Source organism: Streptomyces sp. NPDC041205 (genome assembly GCF_055591765.1).
The window spans coordinates 151014-167239 of record NZ_JBVIZH010000005.1 but is presented as its reverse complement, the minus strand read 5'-3'; the positions used below and the strand labels follow the sequence as shown (position 1 = coordinate 167239).

The window sequence follows — 16226 nt, the reverse complement described above, 5'->3', positions numbered from 1 at the left end:
AGCCCCCGCGCGGTAGCGCGGGAAAGCCACCCACCGACCCCGGCGACGCCGAACGACCGACCCCAACACCGGAGGCGCGGCCGCCCCGAACCGGAGGCCGAGGCGAGGCGGACCGGGGTCGCGGAGCCTGCGTCCGACTGGAAACGGGCGGGCGGGTGGGAGAGCCCCCGCGCGGTAGCGCGGGAAAGCCACCCACCGACCCCGGCGACGCCGAACGACCGACCCCAACACCGGAGGCGCGGCCGCCCCGAACCGGAGTCCGAGGCGAGGCGGACCGGGGTCGCGGAGCCTGCGTCCGACTGGAAACGGGCGGGCGGGTGGGAGAGCCCCCGCGCGGTAGCGCGGGGAAACCACCCACCGCCCGCACAGGGCAACGTCTCGCGGGATGGACCAGCCAAACCCCCCACGTCCAGAAACAGCTACGCTCCCTACGTGGCTGAGATCCAGATTCCCGCTGACATCAAGCCCGCCGACGGCCGTTTCGGCGCGGGCCCCTCCAAGGTGCGGACGGAGGCGCTGGACGCCCTGGCCGCGACCGGTACGTCCCTGCTCGGCACGTCCCACCGCCAGGCCCCGGTGAAGAACCTGGTGGGCCGCGTACGCGAGGGCGTCCGCGAGCTGTTCCAGCTCCCCGAGGGCTACGAGGTGATCCTCGGCAACGGCGGCTCGACCGCGTTCTGGGACGTGGCGACGCACGGCCTGATCGAGAACAAGTCGCAGCACCTGTCCTTCGGCGAGTTCAGCTCGAAGTTCGCGAAGGCGGCGAAGCTGGCCCCGTGGCTGGCGGAGCCGACCGTCATCGCGTCCGACCCGGGCACGCACCCCGACCCGGAGGCGGAGGAGGGCGTGGACGTGTACGCGTTCACGCACAACGAGACGTCGACGGGCGTGGCGGCCCCGATCGAGCGGGTCCCGGGCGCCGACGCGGGCTCCCTGGTCCTGGTGGACGCGACGTCGGGCGCGGGCGGCCTGCCCGTGGACATCGCGCAGAGCGACGTGTACTACTTCGCGCCGCAGAAGTCCTTCGCGTCGGACGGCGGCCTGTGGGTGGCCGCGTTCTCCCCGGCGGCGATCGAGCGCGCCGAGCGGATCCACGCGAGCGGCCGCCACGTACCGGAGTTCTTCAGCCTGCCGACGGCGATCGACAACTCCCGCAAGAACCAGACGTACAACACCCCCGCGCTCGCGACCCTGTTCCTGCTCGGCGAGCAGTTGGACTGGCTCAACGGCCAGGGCGGCCTCGACTGGTCGGTGCGGCGCACGGCGACGTCGGCGCGGACGCTGTACGGCTGGGCGGAGGAGTCGAAGTACGCGACCCCGTTCGTCACGGACCCGGCGAAGCGCTCGCAGGTCATCGGCACGATCGACTTCACCGACGAGATCGACGCGGCGGCCGTCGCCAAGGCGCTGCGCGCGAACGGCGTCGTGGACACGGAGCCGTACCGCAAGCTGGGCCGCAACCAGCTGCGCGTGGCGATGTTCCCGGCGATCGACCCGGCGGACGTCGAGGCACTGACGAAGTGCGTGGACTACGTGATCGAGAAGCTGTAGCCCCGAGCACCGAACACCCCGTACGGGGACGGCCCGGGTACGCGCCAAGCGCACCCGGGCCGTCCTCGTACCCGGAACCAGTCCCCGTACCCGGAACCCGTCCGCGTACCCAACCCCCTTCACCGGCTCAGCCGCTGAAACCTCCGCACAGCCATCGGCAGGAACACCGCCGTCACCACCAGCGGCCACACCACCGCCATGAGCACCGCGTTCTGCTCGACCCAGCTGGGCCCGCCCGCGCCGGGGTTGCCGAAGAGTTCGCGGGCGGCCGTGCCGGTGGACGACACCGGGTTCCAGGCGGCGACGGGCGCCAGCCAGTCCGGCATCAGGGACGGCGCCACGAACACGCTGGAGATCATCGTCAGCGGGAACGCCACCGCGTACAGACCGCCGGCCGCCTCCGCGCTGGGCACGAGCAGGCCGAGCCAGACGCCCACCCAGATCAGGCTGAAGCGCAGCAGCAGAAGCAGCGCGAACGCGGCCACGGCGTTGAGGACGCCGTTGCCCGGCCGCCAGCCGATGGCGAGGGCCGTGAGCGCGAGGATCGTCAGCTCCGCGCAGGCCACGACGAGGTCGGAGAGGCCGCGCCCGGCCGACACCGCGGAGGGCGCCATGGGCATGGAGCGGAAGCGGTCGATGACGCCCTTGGAGGCGTCCGTGACGACGCCCATCGCGGTGTTCATGAAACCGAAGGCCATGGTCATCACGAACATGCCGGGCATCAGGAACTGCTTGTAGTCGCCCTCGCCGCCGGGCACCTTCATGGCCTCGCCGAAGACGAAGCCGTACAGGAGCACGCTGATGATGGGGAAGCCGAGCTGCCAGGCGATCATGATGGGCTGGCGCTGGAAGTGGGTCAGGTAGCGACGGGTGATGTTGAGGGTGTCGGCGACCGCCCAGTACGCCCGCCCGTGCTCGGGCCCGACGGCGAGGCCGCCGCCGCCACTCCCGCTGCCCCCACCGCTCGTCGTCCCGCTCGTCGTCGTCATCACGTCACTCATGCCGCGGCTCCCGTCCGGTCGAACCCCTGCGCCTGCCCCTGCGTTTGGCCCTGCGTCCGCCCCTGCCCGTCCGGCTCCCCCGCGGGCCGACCCCCCGTGAGCCGCAGGAACACGTCGTCCAGGCTCGGCCGCCGCAGCCCGATGTCCTCGACCGCGACGCCCTCGTCCTGGAGGGTGCGCGCGACGTCGGTGAGCGCGGCCACCCGGTCGGTGACCGCGGCCTGCACGCGGCGCTCCGCGTCGACCGTCTCGGGCACGCCGTCCGCGACGCGGGCGACGGCCCTGACGGCGGCGGGCAGGTCGGCGGGCTCGGCGACGACGACTTCGAGCTGGCTGCCGCCGACGGTGGCCTTGAGGCCGTCGGGGGTGTCGTCGGCGATGGCGCGGCCCTGGTCGATGACGGTGATGCGCGAGGCGAGCTTGTCGGCCTCCTCCAGATACTGCGTGGTGAGCAGCACGGTGGTGCCGCGGCCCACCAAGTCCCGTACGGAGTCCCAGACCTCGCTGCGGCCGCGCGGGTCGAGGCCGGTCGTCGGCTCGTCCAGGAACAGCACGGACGGGGCGAGGATCATCGACGCGGCGAGGTCGAGGCGGCGCCGCATGCCGCCGCTGTACGTCCCCGCCCCCTTGTCGGCGGCCGCCTCCAGGCCGAACTGCTCCAGGAGTTCCTGGGCGCGCAGCGCGGCCCGCCGGCCGCCGAGGTGGAAGAGGCGGCCGAACATCTCCAGGTTCTGCCGCCCGCTGAGCATCTCGTCGACCGCGGCGTACTGACCGGTCAGGCCGATGCGGCCGCGTACGACACGGGCGTCGCGCCGGACGTCCGCGCCGCCGACCGTGGCGCTGCCGCCGTCGAGCCGGATCAGCGTGGACAGGATGCGCACCGCCGTGGTCTTGCCCGCGCCGTTCGGACCGAGCAGGCCGTGCACCGTGCCGTGGGCCACGGTCAGGTCGAAGCCGTCCAGGGCCTTCTTGTCGCCGTACCGCTTCTCCAGGCCGCGGGCCCGCACCGCGTACTCGCCGACGTCGTCGCGCCCACCGATTCCACTACCGCTCACTACCCCTCCACCTTCCACTCCCGACCCCATGCCCGACCCCTTTCCCGAGCCAACCCACCGAACCGAGTACACCGTACCCAATTAAGAGTACACCGTACCCAGTTTCCCCCCAAGGGCTTATCGTGAGATCCATGGCGACCACGGAGACCAGCGGCAGCGGCGACATCACACGCAGCCTGGAACTGATGTGGGGCGGCGGCGAGCGCCCCACGCGCGGACCCAAACCGGCCCTGACGCTGGAGCGGATCGTCACCGCGGCCGTGCGGCTCGCCGACGCCGAGGGCATCGCCGCGGTCTCCATGCGCCGCCTCTCCACGGAGCTGGGCACGGGCACGATGTCCCTGTACCGCTACGTCCCCGGCAAGGCCGAGCTGCTCGACCTGATGCTCAACCACGTGCAGGCGCCCGGCGACGACGAGGAGGCCTTCCACGGCGGCTGGCGCGCGGCCGTGGCGGCGTACGGCCGCTCGACGCTGGCGCTGCACCAAAAGCACCCGTGGCTGCTCCAGGTCAACCAGGCACGGCCCGTACTCGGCCCGAGCGCGGTCGGCGGCCTGGAGCGGGTCCTCACGCACATCAAGCCGATGGGCCTGACCGACCCCGAGCTGATCTCAGTCCTGATCATGGTCGAGGGGTACGTGTCGGGAGTCGCCCGCAATCACGTCCACGCGGCCCAGGCCGAGGCCGACTCACAACTCTCCGACGAGGCGTTCTGGGAGGCCCAGCGCCCGGTCCTCGAACGAGTCATGGAAAGCGGCGACTTCCCCCTCCTCTCCACCCTCTCGGAAGACGCCTTCGGCTCGGACTTCGACCACTTCGAATTCGGCCTCCAACGAATCCTGGACGGCCTGGAGGTGTTGGTGGAACGCCGCAAGCAGGAGGCCGCGGGTTAGCCGGGGCCCGTCCGGAGCTAGCTCCCCTTCCTCCCGAACAACCGCTTCAGCCCAAACACCGCCACCAGGACGGCGGCGATGGCGAGAGCACCGCCCTTGTACCCGCCGCCGAACACACCCCCGTCGTCGCCGTCGGCGCCTCCCCCGTCGGACGACGATCCGCCGGGCGACCCCGCCCCCTCGACGTCCCTCGGCTCGACGTCGCTCTCCTGGCCCTCGGTGCCGTACATGAGCCGGGAGCCGTCGGGGCTGTACGTCACCGACTCGCCCTGGCGCTGTAGTGGCACGCTCAGTCGGCCCTCGCGCTTGATCTTGCCGTCGCCCTCCCAGCGGTAGGAGACGCCGCCGAAGTAGCCGCGCAGGGCGAGCTGCTTGCCGTTGGGCGAGAAGGCGCCGTCGGTCGCCCACAGGTCGACGTCGGCGACGCGCTGGAAGACGTTGGTCCGGGACGTGGACATCCGCGCGGGCGGCGGGCCCTGGTAGAGGCTGCCTTCGCCGTCCTCCTTCTTGTCCACGATGTAGACCCGCCCCGTCTTCGGGTGGACCATCATCGACTCGGCGTCACGCGCCCCGTCCGAGTACTTCACCACGTACTGCTTCGCCCGGATCGACTGGTCCTTGAGCTCCTTGGGCTCGGGCAGCTTGTAGATCCACACGAAGGACCACTTGCCGCCGAGGTTGTCCCCGATGTCCCCCACGTACAGATCCCCGTCGGGTCCCATCGAGATCGCCTCGACGTCACGCGGCTTGCCGACGCCCGTCATCGTGACCGTGGCGACGGTCTTGCCGGTGGCGCTGTCGACCGCGTACAGGAAAGCGCCCTTGTCCTGGTCGTTGTGCGTCCAGTACACCCCGGGGTGCGCGCGGGACGCGACGAGCCCGCTGGACTCGGTGATGCGGGGGTCCTTGATGCTGAACCCGTCGTTGCCCTTGCCGTCGTCGGCGTAGGCCGCCGGGGCGGTGAGGACCGTGAGGGCGAGCGCCGTGGACACGGCGACGGCGGCGGTGGCGACACCGGGGACCACAGACGGAAGCGAGCGCATGGCCCAAGCGTGCCATCCGCGCGGCGCACCCGGCCCCGGGGTCGGGCGGCGTGCTCAGCCTCACACGCGGCGGGGCGGCCTGACGCGCCCCGGTACCGCGATGATGAGCGGATGCTCAGGTTCATGTTCGTCGGCGACTCGATGACCATCGGAAGCGCCGGTGAACACACCTGGCGCTACTGGATGTGGCGCCACCTGTGCGCCACCCACGGCGCCCCCTTCAAGATCGTCGGCCCCCGGGAGACCTTGTACGACAAGGCGACCGAGGCCCCCACGTCGTACGAGTACGCCGACCCCGACTTCCCCCGCCGCCACTTGGCGGGCTGGGGCGAGGGCTGGCAGCACCTGACCCCGCTGATCGCCGACGCCGTCAAGGCCGACCGCGCGGACGTCCTCCTCGTCTCCCTCGGCCTCATCGACCTGGGCTTCTACACGAACGCCGAGCAGACCGCCGTGAACGTGGCCCGCTTCGTCGCCGAGGCCCGCCGCGCCAACCCGCGCGTCGCCCTCGCCGTCCTCCCCGTCATACCGAACGTCCGCGCCGAGGACGACCCCGACTTCGCCGCCGAGGTCACCCGCTTCAACGAACTCCTCGCCAAGACCGTCGCCGATCTGGACACCTCCGCCTCCGCCCTGCTCCTGGCCTCACCCCCGTCCGAGTACGACATCCACCTCGACACCTACGACGGCACCCACCCCAACGAGCACGGCGAGCGCAAGCTGGCGGCGGCGTTCGCGGCGGCGATGTGGGAGGCGTGGGGGCTGGGTGGGCCGCCGGAGTAGGCGGCCCGAAGGTCCTGGGGCCGTCGGGCTCCCGGGGGCCCGTCACCTCCCGGGGGCCCGTCACCTCCCGCGGAACCCGGCCGCGACTCCCGCGGACCACGGCCTCAGCCCCGCGAGCCACGACCTCAGCCCCGCGGACCACGGCCTCAGCCCCCGCAGAACTCCGCCTCGACCACCGCGTCCTCCCCCCTCTGCTCGCCCCAGTCCCCTGAGACCTACGCCCCCCACCCCCGAATCCCGAACTTCCCACCCTCCCGCCGCACTTCGGCAACACCCGAGCCACCAAAGTGCGCGGGCACGAACAACTCCCGCTCAGCAGCGGCCCGTTCAAGCACCCGCCGCCGACTCACAGCCGCCGCCTTCGGGTCCTCGCACAGACAGCTGCTGCACCCCGGCTCCAGGATCTGCACCGGCGTGTGCAGCAGATCGCCCACGAAGACGGCCCGGTCCGTGCCGGAGGCGAGCCGCAGGACGGAGGAGCCCGGGGTGTGGCCGGGGGCAGGTTCGAGGGTGAGGTGGCCGTCGATGCGGTGGCCGCCCTCCCACAGGACGGCCTGCCCGGCCCGGACCACCGGCTCCACGCTGTCCGCGAAGATGTTCCGCTGCTCCTCGCGCCGGGCACGCCCGGCGTCGTCGCGCGGCGCGGGGCGTCCGGCGGCGCCCTCCGGCGAGAAGTACGCGTGGTCGGCGGCGGGCATGAGGTACGTGGCGTTCGGGAACGTCGGCACCCAACTGCCGCCCTCCGCCCGCGTGTTCCAGCCGACGTGGTCCCCGTGCAGATGGGTGTTGACGACGACGTCCACGTCCTCGGGGCGTACGCCGACGGCCGCGAGCCGCCCCAGGTAGTCCGTCTCCAGCTGGTCGAAGTGCGGCGAGCCGGGCCGCCGCCGCCCGTTGCCGACGCCCGTGTCGACGAGGACCGTACGCCCCTCGCTGCGCAGCACCCACGTCTGTACGACGCCCACGACCTGGTCGTCATCGGGCTCCCAGTAGTCCGGCTCCAGCCACTCCCGGTGGGCGTCCCACACCTCGGGCGGACAGTCGGGCACGAGCACCCGCCCTGACCCGAAGCGCCCGCGCAGCTCCTCGACCCGCAGGACCTCCACGTCCCCCAAAGTGAACCGCTCCATGACTCCGCCCTCCATCAGCCTCGGGTCGGCCTTCGACCACCGCACCCTCACGCTAGGAGCCACCCATGAGCGCCTCAATGCGCGACGCCCTCATCCAAATACGCGAACGTCTCACTCTCCGCGTACGCTGACCGCATGGACGTGGTGAGCGACGCGATCGCGGCGGTGCGGGTCGGCGCCCCCTCGGCGAACCGGGTGAGGGCGGCGGGGAGTTGGTGCGCCCGGCTGTCCGCGTACGAGGGGGCGGGCTTCCATGTGGTCCTGGCGGGCGGCTGCCAGCTGCTCCTCGACGAGGGGCGCCGGCCGGTCGCGCTGGGCCGGGGCGACGTGGTGCTGCTTCCGCACGGCTCGGAGCACGTGCTCGCGGACGCGACGGCGGAGGGGCCCGCGGCAGCGAGGCGGGCGGTGGACTTCGAGAGCTGGTCGGCCCAGCGGCAGCAGCGGACCCCCGGAACCGGAACCTTTGGCCCCGGCACCCCCGGAACCGGAACCTTTGACCCCGGCGCCCCCGGAACCGACGTCTCCGGACCCGGCACCCCCGCCCCCGACCCCGACACCCCCGAACCCCACACCCCCACCGCAGAGCTGATGTGCGGCAAATACCGCCTGGACCGGGCCCGCGCCCACCCCCTCCTCGCCGAGCTGCCCGACGTGGTGCACCTTCCTGCGGCCCCGGACCGCCACCCCGAACTGCACGCGGCGCTGGGTCTGTTGGCGCACGAGACGACGGGCGCCCGCCCCGGCGCGGACATCGCCGTGCCAGGCCTCCTTGACCTGCTCCTCGTCTACCTGATCCGGGCGTGGCTGGCCGACCGGGCTCAGGCGGGGACGCCGGGCTGGGCGTGCGCGCTCGGCGACCCGGCGGTGGCGACGGCCCTGCGCCTGCTGCACAGGGACCCGGCCCACCCCTGGACGAACGACGCCCTGGCGGCCGGCGCGGGCGTCTCCCGGGCCACGCTGGCCCGCAAGTTCACGGCCCTGGTCGGCCGCCCGCCGATGGCGTACCTGAGCTGGTGGCGGATGACGCGGGCGGCGGCGCTGCTGCGGGACAGCGAGGCGCCCTTGGACGCGATCGCGCGCCGGGTGGGCTACGGCTCGCCGTACGCGCTGTCGCACGCGTTCAGCAGGGAGTTCGGGGTGACGCCGGGGCGGTACCGGAAGCGCGCGGGCACGCCCGGCACCACACCCTGCCGCGAGAGCCCTTAAAGCCCCTTCTTCACCAAGAAGTCCACGAACTTCTCCAGGACGTTGGAGGCGTCGCTGCGGGGCTGCCCCTCCACGTAGAGGCAGGCGACGAGGGCGGTCTTGGACTTGGCGGCGAGGAAGCCGTTGAAGCCGTTCGAGCCGTAGAGCGTACGGACTTCGTGCCCGAGGTTGGCGTACTCGTGGCCGCCGATCCTGACGGACCGGGAGCCCAGGTTCTCCGGCTCGTCGACGAGGGCGCCGAGGAGATAGCCCTCCTTCTCGGTGACCTGGATGTCGTGGGAGGTGGCGAGGGTCCTGCCTTCTGAGTCGAGGATGACGCCGCTGGCGAAGGCGCCGCTGCCCATCAGGTAGTAGTCCATGTACTGCTGCCACTCGTCACCGGGCTTCGTGGACCACTGCCCTCCGGGCCGCTGGTACTGGTCCCCGAAGTCGTCCCCTTGCCCCAGATACTTCTGCCAGCGCTCACGCACAGGTGCCTCCTAGCCGACCGTTCCACTGCTTCTGACGGCGTCCCCCGAGAGGATCTCTCCTGGGAAACGTAGTGTCCGCGACCCGAGTTCCGATATGGAGATCCCGGCCACGGCAGTTCCGGTTCGCCCTGGGGCGATGGGCGCCTCCACCGAACGGTGGAGGAGTTCCAGCCGTGTGGGTGATCCCTTGTCCCAACTGCCCCGCGACGCTTGATCCATGGCACCGAAGATCTTTCACACACCACCGCCGGTCAGCGACACCGAGCGGCCGGTTCCGCGTTGGGCGATGCGGTTGGCGTACGCGCTGCCGCTGCTTCTGCTGCCGTCTTGTCTGTGGCGGTTGCCGTTCGCCGTGCACTTCGAGATGGGGCAGGTGCAGGAGCAGGGCATGCCGTCGTACTGGGTGAGTGTCCCGTACGTGTTGGCGCTCAGCGTGCTCACGGAGGTGACCGCGATCCTGACCATCGGGCTCGTGCGGGGGTGGGGCGAGGTGGCGCCCGCCTGGATACCGGTCATCGGTGGCAGGCGCGTGCGGCCGCTTGCGGCCGTCGTCCCCGCCGTCGTCGGCGGTCTGATCCTCAGCGCGTTGTTCACCAATGTGCCGATCGGCGGCCGCCGCAGGCTCACCGTGTTCGGCGTCGTCGAGACCGTCGAGTACTCCAACAGCGCCTGGCACACGCTCGCCCAGGTGTGCGTCGCGCCGACCGCCGTGTGGGGGCCCCTCGTCATCGCCCTCGCCATCGCGTACTACCGCCGTCGGCGCGGCGGGGCCCCGTCCCGGCTCGTGAGGACGCGCGCGCTCAGCGGGCAGGCGTGTGAAGGATGCCGTTGATCAGGACGTTCAGGTGCCAGGTGTCGCGGTCGCCGGGGGCGAACAGGGCCTCGCGGAGTCCGGTGATCATGGGGTACTTGTCGGTGGGGAGGGACGCGTAGCGGCGGTCGGACGCGGTGATGGTGTCCTCCTTGTCGGTGTCCTTGGTGTTGTACACGCTCTGCTCGGCCGCCGCCGCGGCGACGTGGAGGAAGAGCAGGTCCACGGCCCAGGCGGCGGTGACGTCGTCGAGGCCGCCCTCCTTGAGCAGGGCGAGCATGCGGTCCAGGACGAGCAGCGCGTTGTCGCCGGTGGGGATCACGCCGAGGGCGACGGCGGCCAGGCCCTCGTGGCGGCTCATCGCCTCCGTCGCGGCGGCCATCAGCGCACGAAGCCGCTCCTGCCAGGTGCCCTCCGACGTGAGGGGCACCTGCGCGAGGGCCGCGTCGAGCATCGCCGTCATGAGGTCGTCGCGGTTGGCCACGTAGACGTAGAGCGACGCCGGGCCGGTGTCCAGTTCCTTGGCGACGCGGCGCATCGTCAGGGCGTCCAGGCCGTCGCGGTCCAGGATCTCCAGGCCGGTCCGCACGATGACGTCGCGGCTCAGGGGGGCCTTGGCGGGGCGCGCGCGGCGGCTGATCGGCGGGGTGGTCATGAGGGAAGCGTAGCCCGGGGCGAACGACGTTTGACACGAACAGCGTTCGTTACCTAGCTTGAGGAGGTGACGGGCGAACGTTGTTCGTTACGAACGGGAATCGTTCGCTGCGGAAATCGTTCGCTGCACGAATCGTTCGCCGTTTCTCCTGGTAGCGGCGGCACTACGAAAGGACCCCCAACCCCCATGATCCTCATCACCGGAGCCCGCGGCGCGGTAGCCACCCGCCTCGCCGCCCTCCTCCACGCCGAAGGCCTCCCCCTTCGCCTGGCCTCGGCGCACCCCGACGACCTCACCCCACCCCCCGGCGTGCCCACCACGCGTCTGGCTCTCACCGACCCGGCCGACTTCCCCACGGCCCTGGCGGACATCAAGACCGTCTTCCTCTACGCCTCCCCCGACCGCGTCACCGACTTCGTCGACCACGCCCAACGGGCCGGAGTCGAGCACGTCGTGCTGCTGTCCTCATCGAGCGTGCTGGGCCCGGCCCCCGAGGACGACCCGCTGGCCGCGTCCCATCTCACCGTGGAGAACGCCCTGTTGGCCTCGCCGATCACGACGACGATCCTGCGCCCGGGTTCGTTCGCGTCGAACGCCGGAGCCTGGGCGTGGCCCATCAAGGCCGGCCGCCCGGTGAGCCTGCCGTTCCCGGACGCGCACAGCGACCCGATCCACGAGCTGGACGTGGCGGAGGCGGCCCGGGCCGTCATCCGGGAACTCCGCCACCACGGCGGCACGTTCACCCTGAGTGGCCCCGAGTCGCTCTCGTTCAGCGAACAGATCGACCAACTCGCGGCGGTCACGGGCAGCCCGGCCACGATCAAGCAGGTCACGCGCGAGGAGTGGAAACAGGAAATGGCGGACTACATCCCCGCCAGGTACGCCGACGCCCTGCTGAACTGGTGGGAGTCCAACGACGGCAAGCCGGTCGCCCTGACCTCCACGGTCGAGGAGCTGACGGGCCACCCGGCGCGCCCGTTCACGACATGGGCCGCCGACCACGTCGCCGACTTCACGATCGACTGAGTAGAGCGTTCTAGTCTGTTGTGGGACACGGTGGTTGGGGTGGGGGTCCGGACTACCGTAGGGAGGCATGGCGGGCAACCACATCTCCGGCGGCGAGCAGCGCGACGTCATCCAGGCGCAGTCCATCGGGTCCGTCACGTTCGGCGGGGAACGGGCGGGGGCGCCTCAGCAGCCGTACTTGCAGGACCCCGACCGCTGGCCGCTCGCCCGCGACTGGGACGCCCTCACGGCCGGGGCGCATCGGGCGCGGCCCGGCGAGGACGGCAGCAAGCTCCCGCCGTACGTCGCGCGGGACGTCGACGCCGAACTGCGGGAGCGGGTCCGGGACGCGGCCGAGGAGGGCGGCCTCGTGCTGGTGGTGGGCGACTCCACGGCCGGGAAGACGCGGGCGGCGTTCGAGGCGGTACGGGAACTGCTGGGCGTGTACCGGGTGTTGGCGCCCCCGGTGGGGGCGAGGCTGCGGCCTGCTCCGGAGGTGCTGGAGTGCCACAGGGGCCTGCGGTGTGTGGTGTGGCTGGACGACTTGGAGCAGTACCTGGGGCCGGAGGGGCTTGAGCCCGAGGTGCTCGCGGAGTTCGTACGGCTGCGGGTGCCGGTGGTGGCGACGATGCGGCTGAAGCCGTACGAGACGTTCAGTGCGGGCGATGACGACGGCGCCGATGCCGGGGGCACCGCGCAGAGTTGGGCCGGGCTGGGGGCGCGGGTGCTGCGGATGGCCGAGGTGGTCGACCTGGAGCGGCTGTGGAGCGAGGGCGAGTTGTCCCGCGCCGGGGACAGTGACGACTCGCGGATCGCGGATGCGGTCGCGCACCACGGGACGTACGGGATCGCCGAGTACATGGCGGCCGGGCCGGTGCTGTTGCGGGAGTGGCAGCGTGCTCGCCGGGCGTGCGGGCATGCGCGTGGGGCGGCGCTCGTGACGGCGGCCGTGGATCTGTCGCGCGCTGGGTTGCGAGGGCCGTACTCGCGAGGGGTGCTGGTGGAGGTGCACGAGCGGTGCCTGGCGGACGCGGGTGGTTCGGTGCTGCGACCGGAGGGGATCGAGGAGGCGTTCGCGTGGGCTTCGCGGGTGCGGCTGGGGGTGACGAGTCCGTTGGTGCCGGTGAGGGAGGGGTGGTGGTCGGCGTTCGACTATCTCGTGGACGGGGCGGAGGCGGCGGTGCCGGATTGGGTACGGGAGACGGCGCTCGCGCACGCGGGCGATGACGCCGAGCGCTTCGCCGTCGCGACGAGCGCCTACCAGGGCGGTGCGCTCCAGGTCGCGGAGGCGGCCGTGCGGCCACTGGCCGAGAAGGGCGACTGGCGAGCCATGTGTAACCTCGCGCTCCTGCTGGAGGGGACCGACCGCGCCGAAGAAGCCGAAACCCTCTACCGCCAAGCCCACGAAAAGGGCCACCCCGACGCCACAGTCAACCTCGCCGTACTCCTGGAGCAGGCCGGCTGCACTGAAGAAGCCGAAACCCTCTACCGCCAAGCCCACGAAAAGGGCCACCCCGACGCCACAGTCAACCTCGCCGTACTCCTTGACGAGACCGGCCGCACCGAAGAAGCCGAAACCCTCTACCGCCAAGCCCACGAAAAGGGCCATCTCTACGCCACGACCAACCTCGCCGTGCTCCTGGCGCAGACCGGCCGTACCGAAGAAGCCGAAACCCTCTGCCGCCAGGCCCACGAAAAGGGCGACCTCGCTGCCACGACCAACCTCGCGCTCCTCCTACGCCGGACCGACCGCGCTGAGGAGGCCGAAACCCTCTACCGTCAGGCACTCAACCGAGGCCACCCCTATGCCGCGCACGACCTCGCCAACCTGCTGGCTGCCACGGGGCGCACGGATGAAGCGGAGGCCCTCCGCAGCCAGTTCACCAACAGCGCCCCGGACTGATCCCTCACCCCACACCCCCGACCAGCCCCGCAACCCGCTCCCTCCACACCACCCCCCTCACAACCCCCACCTGCCCCGCTGCCGCCCCCACCCGGCACCGCCCGCACTCCCGCTCCTCCCCCACCCGCCGAAACACGTGCTCATCCCCGGGCCCCTCGCACGTCACCAGCACCCCAGCCCCGACCCCGACCGCAGCACCAACTCCCGCCCCGGACCCGGCCAAGGGCACCCCCTCCCCCGCCGCCGGAAGCTTCCGCTCCAGCCGATGTCGTACGAACGCGGCAGCGGACCGCACGCCCTCCGCCGGTAACCCGGCCGTCAACGCGAACCGCAGCTCCGCCGCCGAGACGCCCCGGCGCAGCCACTCCGCCGCCACGTCCGCGAGCCCTCTGGCCTCCCGCACCCCGAGCAGCAGCTCCCGGCTGGCATGCCGCAGCGACAGCAACACCCGTTCCGCTTCGGCGACTTCCGGCGCGGGCTCCGATCCGGACTCAGGCTCGGGATCGGATTCGAGTTCGGATTCGGGTTCGGGTGGGAGGGCGGAAAGATCTTCCCCCACGTTCTTGTCCGGGTAAGAGCCACCGACCTCCCGACCCCTCGGCCCACCGACCGTCCGTCGCTGAGCACTCGGCGACACAGGCGACACAGGCGGCACCGGGGGCTCGGGCGGCCCAGGGCAACCGCCCTCCCGAACCACCCCCGCCCCCTCACGCGTGAGAGTGACGTTCGCCAGCAACTGGTCCGTGATCCAACGCCCCCGCTCTCCCTGCCACCGCCACTCGTGCAAGTAGCCGCCGTCGGCTAGCAGTTGCTTGGCTCGCTGGTAGGCCCGACCCGTGATCCCCAGGCGAGCCGCATGCCCGCTCAGCGACTTGGCCGACGCGTCCGCGTCCGGGAGCCCCTGTACGTACAGGAGCAGAATCTTCGCGTCGCTGTTCAGGCACGGATGCCGTACGACGTCGTGCGAAGCCTTCGTGTAGCGCCGTGCAGGCGCGATAGCATGCCGAAGCATCCCGGTGGACCTCTATTCCACTCGGTGGTGAAGGTCCTCGGGTGGTGTTGCTAGCACCTCCGAGGACCGCTCCATGCGCGCAACTGCACAGAGCGTGATTGCGCGGTCACCGTACCGTAGTCAAGACCCGCTCCACCATTTGTTGCAGCAACTCACCCTCCACGAACGGCGTTTCCCACGTCGGCAGCGAGCGCCAGCCCAGCGGGTAAGTGTTGCCGTCCAGGGCGGGTACGCCGACGAAGGCGACGCCCCGGCCGTCGCGGCCGAGCGCCCGGGCCCCACCGCGCCAGACGTGCAGGGCGGCCGTGCCCGCGCGCAGCACGAAGTACATGTTCCGGGCGCCTGCCGCCTCGCGGATGATCGGGCCCGCCTTGAAGTCGGTGAACTGGATCAGTTCGTACGCGACTTGGTCGCCCAACTCGCCGGGGATCCGGATCGCGTCGAAGAGGACGCCGGTGTGGCGCAGGGCGTGGCCGTGGGTCGGGATCCAGGGGTGGACGAGGGTGGGGGGATTTTCCAGGTTCATGGAGCAGATGTTTACGGGCGCTCACATACTGTGACCAGGGCCTGGTGGAGGCCGTGCGATGTTGTGCACCTGGGGAGGACGCTGTGCACTCCAGTGAACGGGGCTCGGAGTCCTTCGGCGCGCTGCTGAGGTTCTTCCGTGAGCGGACCGGGCTGACGCAAGAGGGGCTTGGCAATCACGTCAAGTACTCCAAGTCGCAAGTCGCGATGGTGGAGCGAGGAGAGCGCCCGCCCAAGGGGCAGTTGGTCGTCATCGCGGACGACGTACTGGGTGCACAAGGTGCACTTTTGCTTCTGGCTGAGAAGGAGTTCAAGAACAGCGGTCTTCGGCCATGGACCGAGGACTACCTGGCTGAGGAGCAGAAGGCCGTATCGATCCTCTCGTACCAGAACCATGTGATGCCCGGACTGATTCAGACCGAGGCGTACGCACGTGCTGTCTACAACTGCAACTACTGCCCTGCGCTCGACGATGAGGAGATCGAGGCTCGCGTGGCTGCCCGACTCGCGCGTCGGCAGCTCTTCGAGCGAAAGCCCCTGCCGGTTCTCAGCTTCATCGTGGAGCAGAGTGTCCTGACCCGGCCGCTCGGTGGCGAACCGGTCCTCAAGGAGCAGCTCTACCACATGCTCGATATCGGACGGCTCCGCCACGTTCAGATTCAAGTCATGCCTCACAACAGGGAGACCCACGCATCGCTCATGGGGCCGATGATCCTGCTGGAGACTGCTGAGCGCTCTCAGGTGGCGTACATCGAGGGCCACAAAGGTGGCTACTTCGTAAGCGAGCAGCCTGACTTGGGCAACCTAATGGGCAAGTATGGCATTCTGCGGGCGCAGGCACTGGCCCCAGAGAATTCGGCGAAGCTGATCGAAAAGGTGGCACGGGACCTATGAGCAAGGGCCCCATCTGGACCAAGTCCTCCTACAGCGGCGACGATGGCGAGTGCCTTGAGGCGGCCCGGATCTGGACCAAGTCTCCCCACAGCACCGACGAGGGCGAATGCCTTGAGATGGCCCCCTGCCTCACCCCTGCCGGACAGGCAACCGCCATCCACATACGCGACTCCAAGAACCCAACCGGTCCGATCCTCCACCTCCGCCCCGCCACCTGGACCGCCTTCCTCGCCTCACACTCACCTTTGGGTAGCCGCAGATAGCCGATCGGCTGACGCTCGGCCCGGGG

General features: G+C 71.0%; 17 protein-coding genes. 9 read left to right on the top strand and 8 right to left on the bottom strand.

The annotated features are described in order from the left end of the window. Positions 1-432: 432 nt before the first annotated feature. Positions 433-1551: a phosphoserine transaminase gene (gene serC / locus ACZ6BG_RS23315; RefSeq protein ID WP_469004466.1), complete on the top strand. Its 1119-nt coding sequence runs from the start codon at positions 433-435 to the stop codon at positions 1549-1551. 119 nt (positions 1552-1670) lie between these two features. Here serC and ACZ6BG_RS23310 read toward each other — a convergent pair whose 3' ends face one another. Both ACZ6BG_RS23310 and ACZ6BG_RS23305 read right to left on the bottom strand, forming a co-directional pair. After that, positions 1671-2552: an ABC transporter permease gene (locus tag ACZ6BG_RS23310; RefSeq protein WP_469004462.1), complete on the bottom strand. Its 882-nt coding sequence runs from the start codon at positions 2550-2552 to the stop codon at positions 1671-1673. Further along, entirely contained in the window at positions 2549-3637 is a 1089-nt protein-coding gene (locus ACZ6BG_RS23305) for an ATP-binding cassette domain-containing protein (RefSeq protein WP_469004460.1), read from the bottom strand. Before ACZ6BG_RS23305 ends, ACZ6BG_RS23310 begins: the two co-directional genes overlap by 4 nt. A gap of 101 nt (positions 3638-3738) precedes the next feature. On the opposite strand from ACZ6BG_RS23305, the gene ACZ6BG_RS23300 reads away from it, so the two are divergent. Next, positions 3739-4500, top strand: coding sequence for a TetR/AcrR family transcriptional regulator (locus tag ACZ6BG_RS23300; RefSeq protein WP_469004457.1), 762 nt, complete (start codon positions 3739-3741; stop codon positions 4498-4500). Between the two features lie 17 nt (positions 4501-4517). Here the strand turns inward: ACZ6BG_RS23300 and ACZ6BG_RS23295 are convergent, their stop codons facing one another. After that, entirely contained in the window at positions 4518-5543 is a 1026-nt protein-coding gene (locus ACZ6BG_RS23295) for a TolB-like translocation protein (protein ID WP_469004454.1), read from the bottom strand. 111 nt (positions 5544-5654) lie between these two features. Between ACZ6BG_RS23295 and ACZ6BG_RS23290 the strand changes: the two genes are divergently transcribed. After that, on the top strand, positions 5655-6326 hold the full coding sequence (locus ACZ6BG_RS23290) for a GDSL-type esterase/lipase family protein (protein WP_469004451.1): 672 nt from the start codon (positions 5655-5657) through the stop codon (positions 6324-6326). 215 nt (positions 6327-6541) lie between these two features. On the opposite strand, the gene ACZ6BG_RS23285 is transcribed toward ACZ6BG_RS23290, so the two are convergent. Continuing rightward, on the bottom strand, positions 6542-7456 hold the full coding sequence (locus ACZ6BG_RS23285) for an MBL fold metallo-hydrolase (protein WP_469004449.1): 915 nt from the start codon (positions 7454-7456) through the stop codon (positions 6542-6544). 135 nt (positions 7457-7591) lie between these two features. Here ACZ6BG_RS23285 and ACZ6BG_RS23280 point away from each other — a divergent pair, with 135 nt between their 5' ends. Further along, a complete protein-coding gene (locus ACZ6BG_RS23280) occupies positions 7592-8662 on the top strand; it encodes an AraC family transcriptional regulator (RefSeq protein ID WP_469004447.1) in 1071 nt (356 codons plus the stop codon). Here ACZ6BG_RS23280 and ACZ6BG_RS23275 read toward each other — a convergent pair. Then, positions 8659-9132 (bottom strand): profilin, encoded by a 474-nt coding sequence (locus tag ACZ6BG_RS23275; protein WP_469004445.1) that lies wholly within the window; start codon positions 9130-9132, stop codon positions 8659-8661. The genes ACZ6BG_RS23280 and ACZ6BG_RS23275 overlap by 4 nt on opposite strands. A gap of 217 nt (positions 9133-9349) precedes the next feature. Between ACZ6BG_RS23275 and ACZ6BG_RS23270 the strand changes: the two genes are divergently transcribed. Further along, entirely contained in the window at positions 9350-9964 is a 615-nt protein-coding gene (locus tag ACZ6BG_RS23270) for a hypothetical protein (RefSeq protein WP_469004441.1), read from the top strand. On the opposite strand, the gene ACZ6BG_RS23265 is transcribed toward ACZ6BG_RS23270, so the two are convergent. Continuing rightward, positions 9933-10598 (bottom strand): TetR/AcrR family transcriptional regulator, encoded by a 666-nt coding sequence (locus ACZ6BG_RS23265; protein ID WP_469004439.1) that lies wholly within the window; start codon positions 10596-10598, stop codon positions 9933-9935. The two genes, ACZ6BG_RS23270 and ACZ6BG_RS23265, sit on opposite strands and share 32 nt — an antisense overlap. A 186-nt stretch (positions 10599-10784) precedes the next feature. Here ACZ6BG_RS23265 and ACZ6BG_RS23260 point away from each other — a divergent pair, with 186 nt between their 5' ends. Together ACZ6BG_RS23260 and ACZ6BG_RS23255 are read left to right on the top strand one after the other, a co-directional pair. Next, positions 10785-11624: an NAD(P)H-binding protein gene (locus ACZ6BG_RS23260; protein WP_469004436.1), complete on the top strand. Its 840-nt coding sequence runs from the start codon at positions 10785-10787 to the stop codon at positions 11622-11624. A gap of 67 nt (positions 11625-11691) precedes the next feature. Beyond that, positions 11692-13506, top strand: coding sequence for a tetratricopeptide repeat protein (locus ACZ6BG_RS23255; protein ID WP_469004434.1), 1815 nt, complete (start codon positions 11692-11694; stop codon positions 13504-13506). A 4-nt stretch (positions 13507-13510) separates the two neighbouring features. On the opposite strand, the gene ACZ6BG_RS23250 is transcribed toward ACZ6BG_RS23255, so the two are convergent. Both ACZ6BG_RS23250 and ACZ6BG_RS23245 read right to left on the bottom strand, forming a co-directional pair. Further along, the gene (locus tag ACZ6BG_RS23250; RefSeq protein ID WP_469004432.1) at positions 13511-14518 is read right to left on the bottom strand and encodes a hypothetical protein; all 1008 of its coding nucleotides are present in this window, start codon (positions 14516-14518) and stop codon (positions 13511-13513) included. 106 nt (positions 14519-14624) lie between these two features. Continuing rightward, complete coding sequence (locus ACZ6BG_RS23245) at positions 14625-15044, bottom strand: hypothetical protein (protein ID WP_469004430.1); 420 nt, start codon at positions 15042-15044, stop codon at positions 14625-14627. 83 nt (positions 15045-15127) lie between these two features. Here ACZ6BG_RS23245 and ACZ6BG_RS23240 point away from each other — a divergent pair, with 83 nt between their 5' ends. Both ACZ6BG_RS23240 and ACZ6BG_RS23235 read left to right on the top strand, forming a co-directional pair. Further along, a complete protein-coding gene (locus ACZ6BG_RS23240; RefSeq protein ID WP_469004428.1) occupies positions 15128-15937 on the top strand; it encodes a helix-turn-helix domain-containing protein in 810 nt (269 codons plus the stop codon). Beyond that, entirely contained in the window at positions 15934-16200 is a 267-nt protein-coding gene (locus ACZ6BG_RS23235; RefSeq protein WP_469004426.1) for a DUF397 domain-containing protein, read from the top strand. Before ACZ6BG_RS23240 ends, ACZ6BG_RS23235 begins: the two co-directional genes overlap by 4 nt. Positions 16201-16226: the final 26 nt, after the last annotated feature.